This is a genomic window from Streptomyces sp. NBC_01481, assembly GCF_026339995.1.
Taxonomy (GTDB): domain Bacteria; phylum Actinomycetota; class Actinomycetes; order Streptomycetales; family Streptomycetaceae; genus Streptomyces.
The window spans coordinates 1-11,682 of record NZ_JAPEPT010000011.1 but is presented as its reverse complement, the minus strand read 5'-3'; the positions used below and the strand labels follow the sequence as shown (position 1 = coordinate 11,682).

The window sequence follows — 11,682 nt, the reverse complement described above, 5'->3', positions numbered from 1 at the left end:
GAACTCGTGCGGGTAGCGGTTGTAGTGCTCGGGGCTGAGGCCCACCAGCTCAAGGAGGTGCTGGACCTCCTTCTTGATGCCGCCCTCGGGCTCGACGCCCTGGAGCCGGAACGGCGCGCTGACGATCGAGCCGACCGTGTGACGCGGGTTGAGCGAGCCGTACGGGTCCTGGAAGATCATCTGCACGTCGCGGCGCAGCGGCCGCATTCCGCCAGTGCCGAGGTGCGTAATGTCCGTGCCGTCGAACTCGACCTTGCCGCCCGTCGGTTCCAGCAGCCGGGTGATCAACCGGCCCATCGTCGACTTGCCGCAGCCCGATTCGCCCACGACGCCGAGGGTCTCCCCGCGGCGTACGTCGAAGTCGATTCCGTCGACGGCCTTCACGGCGCCGACCTGTCGCTGCAGCAGCCCCTTTTTGATGGGGAAGTGCTTGACCAGGCCCTGGACCTTGAGCAGCGGCTCGGGCGACCCGGTGGCCTGCTCCGGGAGGGAGACGTCGTCAGCGGTCTTCTTCGTATCGGTCACAGCTTCGGCGCAATCTCTTCGGTCCAGATCCGCGTGCGATCCTCCTGCGACATGTGGCAGGCGGAGTAGTGCCGGCTGCCGACCTCGCGGAGGTCCGGGCGCTCGGTGCGGGTGATCCCGCCCTTGGGCACATCCGCGTACGGGCAGCGCGGGTTGAAGGCGCAGCCGGAGGGGACGTTGATGAGGCTGGGCGGCGCGCCCCTGACCGGGATGAGGCGCTCGGTCTGTTCCCGGTCGATGCGCGGCATCGAACCCAGCAGACCCCAGGTGTACGGGTGCTGCGGAGCGTAGAAGATGTCGTCGACGGGACCGCGCTCGATGCACCGGCCCGCGTACATCACCAGGATGTCGTCGGCGATCTCGGCGACGACGCCCAGGTCGTGGGTGATGATGATGACCGCGGAGCCGAACTCCTTCTGCAGATCCCGGATCAGGTCCAGGATCTGCGCCTGGACGGTGACGTCCAGGGCGGTGGTCGGCTCGTCCGCGATGAGCAGCTCGGGGTTGTTGACCAGAGCCATCGCGATCATCGCGCGCTGGCGCATACCGCCGGAGAACTCGTGCGGATAGCTGTCCACGCGCTTGCTGGGCTCGGGGATGCCGACCCGGTCGAGCAGTTCGATCGCACGCTTGCGGGCGATCTTCTTGCTCACGTCGTTGTGGACGCGGTACGCCTCGACGATCTGGGCGCCGACCGTGTAGTACGGGTGCATCGCGGACAGCGGATCCTGGAAGATCATCGCCATCTCCTGGCCGCGCATCCGGCGCACCTCGTCCGGGTCGGCGGCGACGAGCTCCTTGCCGCCGAGCCAGATCTCGCCGGACATCCTCACGTTCTTGCCGCGGGGCCCCTGGCTGTGCAGGCCCATCACGGCGAGCGAGGTCACGGACTTGCCGGATCCCGACTCGCCGACGATCCCGAGCGTCTTGCCCTTCTCCAGCTGGAAGCTGAGCCCGTCGACGGACTTGACCAGGCCGTCGTCGGTCGGGAAGTGCACTTTGAGGTCGCGTACTTCGAGGAAGGCGTCCGGGGCGGGCGAGTCCCCGGACCGCACCGGCTCGCCCACGGCGGCACCGGTCTTGGTCAGTTCGGTCACGAGAGCCTCACGCGCGGGTCGACGGCGGCGTACAGCAGGTCCACCAGGAGATTGCAGATCACGACGAAGAACGCGGCCACGAGGGTGACGCCGAGGATCGGCGGCAGGTCGTTGGCCGTGATCCCCTGGACGGCGTATTCGCCGATGCCGTGCAGCGAGAACACGGACTCGGTGATCAGCGCACCGCCGAGCAGCAGACCGAGGTCCATGCCGAAGACCGTGATGATCGGGGTGAGCGCGGCGCGCAGCCCGTGCCGGGCGATCACGTTGCGCTCACGCAGGCCCTTGGCACGCGCGGTGCGGATGAAGTCCTCGTTCATCGTCTCCAGCATCCCCGAGCGGGTGAGCCGGGCGTAGATCGCGGAGTAGAGCAGCGCGAGCGAACACCAGGGGAGGAACAGGGTGTTGGCCCATTGAGCCGGGTTCTCGGTGAACGGCACATAGGTCCTGCCGAAGATCTCCAGCTTGTAGCTGAAGAGCAGCAGGGCGAGCTGGCCGGTGAAGAACATGGGGAGCGACACGCCGGCGAGCGAGATGCCCATGGCGGCGCGGTCGAAGATCGATCCGGGCTTGAGCGCGGAGATGACACCTGCGGTGACGCCCGAGAGCAGCCAGATCACGGCCGCTCCGGCGGCCAGCGAGATGGTGACCGGCAGCCGGTCCATCAGCTGGGGCCAGACCTCGACGTGGTCCTTGAAGGAGTAGCCGAAGCAAGGCGCGTTGCAGTGCGCCGTTGTGGGGCCGAGGTCATAGTCGGCGCCGACGACGATCCCCTTGATGAAGTCCCAGTACTGGATATAGATGGGCTGGTCCAGACCAAGGTTCTGCTTGACCGCCGCAATGTCCTCGGGCGTGGGGTTCTTGCCGATGTACTGCTGGGCAAGCTGATCGACGGTCTGGCCGGCCAGCTTCGGCAGCACGAAGAAGATACCGAAGGTGACCGCGGTGACAACCAGCAGCAGGATCACTGCTGCGATTATCCGGCGGAGGATGTACGAGATCACGGGGACCGGCGCCGGTGCCCGCGGGCGGCGAAGCCCGCGGGCACCAATGCCTTCACCTGCCTTCCGGGGCTGCTACTTCGTGGTGCCGATGTTGAGGTAGTCGTACTGACCGCTGAAGGCAGCCGTGGACACCAGGTTGGTGGCGTTCGGCGAGCGGTACAGCAGGACCTTGAAGTAGGACAGCGGGACGATGACCGCCTGCTCCATGACCTTCTTGTCCACCTCGGTGTAGGCCTTGTTACGGGCCGCCTCGTCGGTGTTCGCGATGGCGTCGTCAAGGAGCTTGTTGACCGCCGGGTCGTTCAGCTCGGAGAGGTTCGTGTTACCGGAGGCGCCGATGGCCTTGCCGTGCACGATCTGCTGCAGGAAGCCGTAGCCGGTCGGCCAGTCGGAGCCCCACTGCATCATGATGAGGCCGACGCCCTCCTTCTTCGTGAACGCCGGGACGCCCGCGTAGTCGGAGAAGTACTTGCTCGACGGGTACTGCTTGATGCTCGCGTCGATGCCGACCTTCTTCAGGGCCTCGACGATCGCGGTGGCCGAGTCGACCTCGCTCTGGCGGTCACTACGGGCGGAGATGACGGTCTTGAAGCCCTTCTCCTGGCCGCAGGCCTTCAGGTGCTCCTTGGCCTTGGCGACGTCGCCCTTGCCACCGGGGGTGGGGTAGGTGTCGGCCTTCGCGTAGCCCTTGACGTCGGTCGGCAGCACGGTGCTGGCGACGTCACCACGGATCGAGCCGCCCATCGCGGTCTGCACGGAGACCTTGTCGATGGCGTACTGCACGGCCTTGCGGCACTCGACGTTGTTGAACGGCGCGACCTTGGTGTTGATCGCCGTGTAGACGAGACGGCCACCGGCGGTGTTGTCGGTGCTCGCCTTCAGGTCGGGCTTGCCGAGCACCTGGGCCTGGGTCTGGGTGTCGACACCGCGGCCGGCCAGGTCGGCGTGGATGGTGCCGGCCAGCAGGTCCTTGTCGATGGTCGACTGCGAGACCTTCAGGTTCAGGACGATCTTGTCCGGGTACTGCTTGCGCAGCGGGTCGGTCTTGGCGTCCCAGTTCGGGTTGCGGACCAGGGTGACCTGCTTGCCCTCCTGGTAGCTCTCGAACTTGTAGGAGCCGGAGGAGACGACGGACTTGGTGTAGTCCACGCCCTTGTCCTTGGCCTTCGGCACCGGGGCGGTCTGCGGGGCGCTGACCAGGTAGTCGAAGTCCGCGAACGGCTTGTTGAGCTTGAAGACGACGGTGGTGTCGTCCGGGGTCTCGATGGACGCGAGGCCCTTGTCGCTCTTGTCCTTGTACGGACCCTTGTACTTGGCCGGGTCGGCCAGCAGCGACTGGAAGTAGTTCGGACCGAGGGAGAGCACGTCACGCGCGAAGTTGGAGCGCTCGACGGCGTACTTGACGTCCTTCGAGGTCACCACGGTGCCGTCGTCGTACTTGACGCCCGCACGGATCTTGTACGTCCAGGTCTTGCCGCCCTCGGACGGCGTGCCCTTGCCCTCGGCCAGGTCGGGGACGAGCTCGTTGCCCGCCTCGCCCGCAGCGGGCTTGAACGTCATCAGCGGGCGGGCGTACAGCCGGCTGAAGTTGTAGATGAAGGCGTAGTACGTGTTACCGGGGTCGAAGGACTCCGGGGCGTCGGCCATCGCGTAGGTGACCGTGCCGCCCTTCTTGTCGGACACGTTGACCATGCCCTTGGTGGCGGCGTTGGCACCGGCGGCCTTGCCGTTGCCACCGTCCTTGTCCTCGGCCTTACTGCAGCCCGCAAGCATGAGGCTCGCGCTGCTGATGACCGCGACTGCGGCCACTGCTGACCTTCGCATGATGGTCGGTTCCCCTTCGTTGTCGGAAACTTGGTTGGGACTCAGCCCGGCAGACATCAGCGGCTGCGTGGGTCGAGGGCATCCCGGAGGCCGTCACCGAGCAGGTTGAACGCCAGCACGGTGACGAAGATGGCAAGGCCGGGCACGACCATGTACTGCGGGTCGACCTCGAAGAAGTCCTTTGCCTGATCGAGCATTCCGCCCCAGGAAGCCTGCGGCGGCTGGATCCCGACGCCGAGGAAGCTGAGCGAAGCCTCGAAGATGATGTTGGTCGGGATGAGCAGCGTCGAGTAGACGATGATCGGCGCGACCAGGTTGGGCAGCAGTTCCTTGAAGAGGATGTACGGACCGCGGGCCCCCATCCCGCGCGCGGCGTCCACGAACTCCCGCTCACGCAGCGCCAGCGCCTGGCCCCGGACGATCCGGCCCATGTAGGGCCAGTTGAAGAAGCCGATGACGAAGATCAGTACGAGGATGTGCAGCGGCAGGCCTTCGAGGCCGAAGGCGCCGCCCTGCAGTGTGGCGGAGATGGCGATGGCGAACAGCAGCAGCGGGAACGCCAGGAACGTGTCCATCAGACGGCTGATCACCGCGTCGACCCGCCCGCCGTAGTAGCCGGCGACGACACCGAGGATGGTGCCGATGGCGTTGGAGAGGACCGTGGCGCCGAAGGCCACCACCAGGGACACCCAGGAGCCCTCGAGGATGCGGGCGAGGATGTCGCGGCCGAACTTCGGCTCCACACCCAGCGGGTGGTCCCAGCTCATTCCGCCGAAGTCGCCCTTGGGAAGGGTGGTGTTCGGGTCGATGAGGTCCTGGTGGAACTGGTTCGGGTCGAGCCCGAGCATCGACTGGATCGGTCTCGAGAGCGCTGCGATCAGGATCAGCAGCACCACGACGATGCCGCCTACGACGGCCACCTTGTCGCGCTTGAAGCGTGTCCAGGCGATCTGCCCGAGCGAACGGCCCTCGATCTGCTTGGACTCGACGCCCTTCAGCACAGCCTCGGGCGCAACGTCGGTCTGCGATCCAGTGGTCTCAATGGGTGCGGTCATCGTCCCTCGTGCTAGCCCGTGTCGGCGGTTGCCGACGGTGCGCTGACTCCCGCACCGGGTCGACGGTGCGATCGTCTGGCTGCCGTATTACCAGTGGTGCGGGTGGTTCTGTCGGGTTGGGGCGCTGTGAGCCATTGAACTCAACTGCACACATGTCCGACGCCCCGCGTCTGCCGGGAGTCTTCAACGCTCTCGCGATCACCCGCCAGACCCCCCGGGGAATGTTTGCTCAAACGTGATGAGGGGAGGTGTGTTCCGTTATACGGACGGCGGCGCTGACTGAGCGGAGACCGTCATCCACCGCATATGAGTTGATAGTTGAGCGAGACGTCACCATGCGGACAATGGCGACCCATTCAAAAGCAAGGCGTTTGAAGTCTCGAGCACGCACCATCCACCCTGAACACCGGTACGCAGCATGGAAATACGACCGACCATGTCGCAAACGGGGCGAAATCGCCCTCGGCTCAGCGGCCGTGGGGCGGGGGGTAGCCGTAGCCGCCGCCGGCAGGCGCGCTGCCGTGAGCGTCACGGTCGTAGAAGGGGCGGGCATTGGCCCGCAGCCACATCGTCACCGGGTCGTACTCGTCGGACATCGCGACTGTGGAGACCGGCAGCCCCTCCGGGACCGCGGCGATCGACTGCTGCATCATCGCCCGCACCGTGTCCACGGACTGCCTGCTTGTGTCGTACAGATCGAGCCCGATGGCAAGATACGGAGCACCGAGCGCGGGCTGCACCCAGGCGCGGCGCAGGGAGCGGATCGCGGGTGTGCGGTGGGCGTTCTGCGAGAGCAGGGCATAGAACTGCGGGATCTCGATGGCCGGTTCGGACAGCCGCAGGGGGCCCGCGGGCATCCGGTCGAGGCCGGTGGCGATCCGGCGGAGATCGAGCCAGGGGATGCCGACGCCGCCGCCCGGGGCGTGCGGGTTGAGCCAGATACCCCAGCGCTCGGGATACAGGGCGCGGGCGATGTCCGGGCCGCTGATAACTTCGTGCGCGCGGTTCCAGCCGGAGGCGGAGAGCTCCTGGGCGGAGGTCACGCATGGCGCGTAGCCGACGCCGTCGACCTCCATGTTCCCGTACTGGGCGTCGGGCGAGCCTGCCTGGCCGTGCCAGAGCAGCATCCAGAGCCTGCTGCCCGCCGGGTCGGCGATGGCCTGCAGCAGCGCCTCGTACGCGTCATAGCGTCCGGGTGTCACCTGGCGCAGCATGTGCTCGACCTGCCCCGCCGCCGCGGTGCCTGACGCACTCACCCTGGGTTCCGCCCCTCTTCGATCGACCGGTCCAGCTTAAACGGCAGTCCTGACACCCACTTGACGACTACGCGTGCTGTCGTTGGTAGAAGGGCCGCACCCGCTCAAGCATCCACTGTCCGACCGGGTCCTGCGCGACATCCAGAAGTACGAGATTGACGGGCCAGGGCACCTGGACCCGGCCCAGTGCCCGGCCGAGGGCGTCCATCGGGGCATTGCGCTCCGCGGCCTCCCAGGAAGAGACCTGGACACCGATGAAAAGGGCCGGCGGCTCGCCCTCGACGGAGGCGAGCGCGCGCCGGGCGCTCACGACCACACCGGAGGACTCGAACTCGCCGGCCGCGGCGGCCAGGAAGTCCACCGGCTCCTCTTTCCAGTCCGGCTCGAACAGCCGCACCCTGCCCCCGCTCGCGGGGCCGTCCAGGGGCGTGCGGCCGACCCGGCACAGTTCGGCGACGGCCGGCGGAGGCAGTGGGGCGCCGACGGTGCCGCCCGGGTTGACGGCGATGCCGAGCTGCGGGGGCAGTCCGCGGGCGAACTCGCGGGCGGGGGCGACGGTGAAGGACAAATGGCTGCCGACGCAGGCTATGAACTGCTGCTCGGAGCTGAAGACCGGGACGTAGGCGGCGCCCTCGATCTCCATCGTGGGCAGATCGAGATTCGGGCTGTCGTTGCCGCCGCCGTTGGGCAGCGGCACCCAGACCTGACTGCGGCCGAGCACCTCGACGAGACGTCCTCCGGCGGAGGCGTTGCCCAGGGACGCGGCGAGCACCTCTTCGAGCTCGTTGGCCGGCCAGCCGCCGTAGGGATGCGGGTGGGCCTGCTCGGGTGTGTGCATGTGCGGTCCTTCTCCCCCGGGCGTGGTGCGGTCTGCGCGTCGACGATAACGCGGAGCGGTGGGCCTTATCCCGGGGGCTCCGCCCTCCCCGTACGGCCTGGCGGCCGTGGGAGGTACCCCCATCCCGAACTGGGGGCGAGCGCCAGACCCCCGACGGGGCTTCGCCCCGGACCCCGTATGCGACCTTCGGCCGCATGTCCTCAAACGCCGGACGGGCTCAATGCGCGGCCCTGCCGCACATTTCAGCCCCGCGCAGCGGCACCGCCTACTCGAAGCCCACCCGCCCCAGCGCCCCCGCCGCATCCCGGTCGAGCAGGACCGCCGACGCGCAGCCCACCGGCAGCCGCCCCGCCTCCGCGTCCGCGATCAGGCGGCCCACCGCCCGCCGGTGCCGGGCGAAGGCGTATCCGGAGACTCCGCGGCCGCGCTCACGCTGGCCCGCGCGGGCAACCGCCGGACTCACGTCGAGCAGCAGCAGATGCAGCCCGCTCCCCCGGCGCCGCGCCTCGCGGGCCAGCCAGCGCAGCACCCAGGCCTGGGTGCCGCAGTCGTGCACGACGACGCTCTCGCCGGAGCGCAGCGCGCGCCGCAGCCCGGCGTAGTGGGCGAGACGTACGAGCGGGCGGTAGACGGCGTACGGCAGCAGCCGCGGCATCCGCGCGTCCCACCGGTCACGGGTGTCCTGCGAGTCGATGCCGCGGCCGGTCGCCGCGCGCCGGATCAGCGTGGACTTTCCGCTGCCGGGCAGGCCGGAGACGACCACCACGTCACCGGCGGCGAAGACCAGGCTTCCCGGGCTGCGCCCGCAGCGGTCCCTCAGGTCACGCAGCACGGGCGCGGGCGCCCCGAGCAGTCGCCGGGCGGGCAGAGCCGGCCGGGCCGGCACCCCCGCGGTCGTCGCGTAGGCCTCGGACCTCTGCAACGTCATCACTCTCCCCGATGTCGGGTCACCCACCCTTGCCCATGAAGTGTAAAGAAACGGTAATGCGGTACAACCGTTTTGCAGCGAAGCCGGGCCCCCACTCCGCCGCGATGCGTGCAATGATGTGCGCGCCAACTGCATACAGGCCGCTTGAATCCACGCGGGAGAGTCCTGGCCACTGTGTGTGCCGGGCGCCGAAGGAGCAAGTCCCTCCCTTGAATCTCTCAGGCCCCGTACCGCGTGTGATGAGGCAGATCTGAAAAGCGAGCCGCTGTCGAGCGGCTCCACCCAAGGTGCAAGTCGCAACCACCTGTACGTACGGTTGCGACGAACCTCTCAGGTTCCGATGACAGATGGGGAGGATCGTCCTCATCGGCCTGCCCTGGGAGCCACATCTATGAGCAACGCCCCCCGTCTGACTGCCCTCGACGCCCTGCACCGGTCGCTCGGCGCGACCATGACCGACTTCGCGGGCTGGGACATGCCGCTGCGGTACGCCAGTGAGCGCGACGAGCACAACGCGGTCCGCACCAAGGCGGGACTCTTCGACCTCTCCCACATGGGCGAGATCACCGTCACCGGTCCCCGGGCCGCCGATCTGCTCGACTACGCGCTGGTCGGCAACATCGGCTCCGTCGGCGTCGGCCGCGCCCGCTACACGATGATCTGCCGGCAGGACGGCGGCATCGTCGACGACCTGATCGTGTACCGCCTCGGCGAGAGCGAGTACATGGTCGTCGCCAACGCGGGCAACGCGCAGATCGTCCTCGACGCGCTGACGGAGCGCTCCCAGGGCTTCGACGCCGAGGTCCGCGACGACCGCGACGCGTACGCCCTCATCGCCGTCCAGGGCCCCGAGTCCCCCGGCATCCTGAAGTCGCTCACCGACGCCGACCTCGACGGGCTCAAGTACTACGCGGGCCTGCCCGGCACGGTCGCGGGCGTCCCCGCCCTGATCGCCCGCACCGGCTACACCGGCGAGGACGGCTTCGAGCTGTTCGTCGAGCCGCAGCACGCCGAGAAGCTCTGGCAGGCGCTGACCGAGGCCGGTGCCCCGGTCGGTCTGATCCCCTGCGGGCTCTCCTGCCGCGACACGCTGCGCCTGGAGGCGGGCATGCCGCTGTACGGGCATGAGCTGACGACCGCCCTGACTCCCTTCGACGCGGGTCTGGGGCGGGTCGTGAAGTTCGAGAAGACCACCAACGACGGCCGCTTCGTGGGCCGCGAGGCCCTGCAGGCCGCCGCCGAGCACGCCGAGACCAGCCCGCCGCGCAAGCTCGTCGGTCTGATCGCCACGGGCCGCAGGGTCCCGCGCGCCGGTATGTCCGTCGTCGCGGGCGGCGAGGTGATCGGCGAGGTCACCTCGGGCGCACCGTCGCCGACCCTGGGCAAGCCCATCGCCATCGCCTATGTGGACGCGGCGCACGCCGCGCCGGGCACCGAGGGCGTCGGCGTGGACATCCGCGGTACGCATGAGCCGTACGAGGTTGTCGCGCTGCCGTTCTACAAGCGCCAGAAGTGACCTTCAGCACCACCCCTCCCGTTCACCAGCACTCCCCCGCGTACAGGAGAATTCAGGCCATGAGCAACCCCCAGCAGCTGCGCTACAGCAAGGAGCACGAGTGGCTGTCGGCCGCCGAGGACGGCGTGTCGACGGTCGGCATCACGGAGCACGCGGCCAACGCGCTCGGCGACGTGGTGTTCGTACAGCTCCCGGAGGTCGGTGACACGGTGACCGCGGGCGAGACCTGCGGCGAGCTGGAGTCGACCAAGTCCGTCAGCGACCTGTACTCCCCGGTCACCGGTGAGATCGTCGCGGCCAACCAGGACGTCGTGGACGACCCGTCGCTGGTGAACTCCGCCCCCTTCGAGGGTGGCTGGCTGTTCAAGGTGCGCGTCGCGGACGAGCCGAAGGATCTGCTCTCCGCCGACGAGTACACCGAGTTCTCCGGCTGACCACGACCGTAGGGATCGCCTGATGTCGCTTCTCAACACCCCTCTCCACGAGCTGGACCCGGACGTCGCCGCCGCCGTCGACGCCGAGCTCCACCGCCAGCAGTCCACCCTCGAGATGATCGCCTCGGAGAACTTCGCTCCGGTCGCGGTCATGGAGGCCCAGGGCTCCGTCCTCACCAACAAGTACGCCGAGGGCTACCCGGGACGCCGCTACTACGGCGGCTGCGAGCACGTCGATGTCGTCGAGCAGATCGCCATCGACCGCATCAAGGCCCTCTTCGGCGCCGAGCACGCCAACGTGCAGCCGCACTCGGGCGCCCAGGCGAACGCGGCCGCGATGTTCGCGCTGCTCAAGCCGGGCGACACGATCATGGGCCTGAACCTCGCCCACGGCGGTCACCTGACCCACGGCATGAAGATCAACTTCTCCGGCAAGCTGTACAACGTGGTCGCGTACCACGTCGACGAGCAGACCGGTCAGGTCGACATGGCCGAGGTCGAGCGGCTCGCCAAGGAGTCCAAGCCGAAGCTGATCGTGGCCGGCTGGTCCGCGTACCCGCGTCAGCTGGACTTCGCCGCCTTCCGCCGCATCGCGGACGAGGTCGGCGCGTATCTGATGGTCGACATGGCCCACTTCGCGGGTCTGGTCGCCGCCGGACTGCACCCCAACCCGGTGCCGCACGCGCATGTCGTCACCACCACCACGCACAAGACCCTCGGCGGTCCGCGCGGCGGTGTGATCCTGTCGACGCAGGAGCTCGCCAAGAAGATCAACTCCGCGGTGTTCCCGGGTCAGCAGGGCGGCCCGCTGGAGCACGTCATCGCGGCGAAGGCGGTCTCCTTCAAGATCGCGGCCTCCGAGGACTTCAAGGAGCGCCAGCAGCGCACGCTGGACGGCGCCCGCATCCTCGCCGACCGTCTGGTCCAGGACGACGTCAAGGAGCACGGCGTCTCCGTCCTGTCCGGCGGCACGGACGTGCACCTGGTCCTGGTCGACCTGCGCAACTCCGAGCTGGACGGCCAGCAGGCCGAGGACCGCCTCCACGAGGTGGGCATCACGGTCAACCGCAACGCCATTCCGAACGACCCGCGGCCGCCCATGGTCACCTCGGGTCTGCGGATCGGCACCCCGGCGCTGGCCACCCGCGGCTTCACGGACGAGGACTTCCGCGAGGTCGCGGACATCATCGCCGAGGCGCTGAAGC

General features: G+C 68.4%; 11 protein-coding genes and 1 riboswitch. Of the genes, 3 read left to right on the top strand and 8 right to left on the bottom strand.

What is annotated here, in order from left to right; all coding sequences use genetic code 11:
• The 8 genes from OOK40_RS35150 to OOK40_RS35115 form a co-directional block, all read right to left on the bottom strand.
• The coding region (locus OOK40_RS35150) for an ATP-binding cassette domain-containing protein (RefSeq protein WP_266489835.1) at positions 1-525 on the bottom strand (525 nt) is incomplete at its 3' end.
• Positions 522-1,622 (bottom strand): ABC transporter ATP-binding protein, encoded by a 1,101-nt coding sequence (locus OOK40_RS35145; RefSeq protein WP_266489834.1) that lies wholly within the window; start codon positions 1,620-1,622, stop codon positions 522-524. The genes OOK40_RS35150 and OOK40_RS35145, both read right to left, overlap by 4 nt.
• Positions 1,619-2,626, bottom strand: coding sequence for an ABC transporter permease (locus OOK40_RS35140; RefSeq protein WP_266489833.1), 1,008 nt, complete (start codon positions 2,624-2,626; stop codon positions 1,619-1,621). The genes OOK40_RS35145 and OOK40_RS35140 overlap by 4 nt, the downstream gene beginning before the upstream one ends.
• A 72-nt stretch (positions 2,627-2,698) precedes the next feature.
• Complete coding sequence (locus OOK40_RS35135) at positions 2,699-4,450, bottom strand: ABC transporter substrate-binding protein (protein WP_266489832.1); 1,752 nt, start codon at positions 4,448-4,450, stop codon at positions 2,699-2,701.
• 56 nt (positions 4,451-4,506) lie between these two features.
• Positions 4,507-5,505, bottom strand: a complete 999-nt coding sequence (locus tag OOK40_RS35130; RefSeq protein ID WP_266489830.1) for an ABC transporter permease — start codon at positions 5,503-5,505, stop codon at positions 4,507-4,509.
• Between the two features lie 467 nt (positions 5,506-5,972).
• Positions 5,973-6,761, bottom strand: a complete 789-nt coding sequence (locus OOK40_RS35125; RefSeq protein ID WP_266489828.1) for an enhanced serine sensitivity protein SseB C-terminal domain-containing protein — start codon at positions 6,759-6,761, stop codon at positions 5,973-5,975.
• Between the two features lie 67 nt (positions 6,762-6,828).
• Positions 6,829-7,599, bottom strand: coding sequence for an enhanced serine sensitivity protein SseB (locus OOK40_RS35120; RefSeq protein WP_266489826.1), 771 nt, complete (start codon positions 7,597-7,599; stop codon positions 6,829-6,831).
• 265 nt (positions 7,600-7,864) lie between these two features.
• On the bottom strand, positions 7,865-8,527 hold the full coding sequence (locus OOK40_RS35115) for an AAA family ATPase (protein WP_266489823.1): 663 nt from the start codon (positions 8,525-8,527) through the stop codon (positions 7,865-7,867).
• Between the two features lie 145 nt (positions 8,528-8,672).
• Positions 8,673-8,770: riboswitch (glycine riboswitch) on the top strand.
• A 148-nt stretch (positions 8,771-8,918) separates the two neighbouring features.
• Here OOK40_RS35115 and gcvT point away from each other — a divergent pair.
• The 3 genes from gcvT to glyA all read left to right on the top strand — a co-directional run.
• Positions 8,919-10,043, top strand: a complete 1,125-nt coding sequence (gene gcvT / locus OOK40_RS35110) for a glycine cleavage system aminomethyltransferase GcvT (RefSeq protein WP_266489820.1) — start codon at positions 8,919-8,921, stop codon at positions 10,041-10,043.
• A gap of 59 nt (positions 10,044-10,102) precedes the next feature.
• Positions 10,103-10,477, top strand: coding sequence for a glycine cleavage system protein GcvH (gene gcvH, locus OOK40_RS35105; RefSeq protein ID WP_266489817.1), 375 nt, complete (start codon positions 10,103-10,105; stop codon positions 10,475-10,477).
• A gap of 22 nt (positions 10,478-10,499) precedes the next feature.
• The coding region (gene glyA, locus OOK40_RS35100) for a serine hydroxymethyltransferase (protein ID WP_266489815.1) at positions 10,500-11,682 on the top strand (1,183 nt) is incomplete at its 3' end.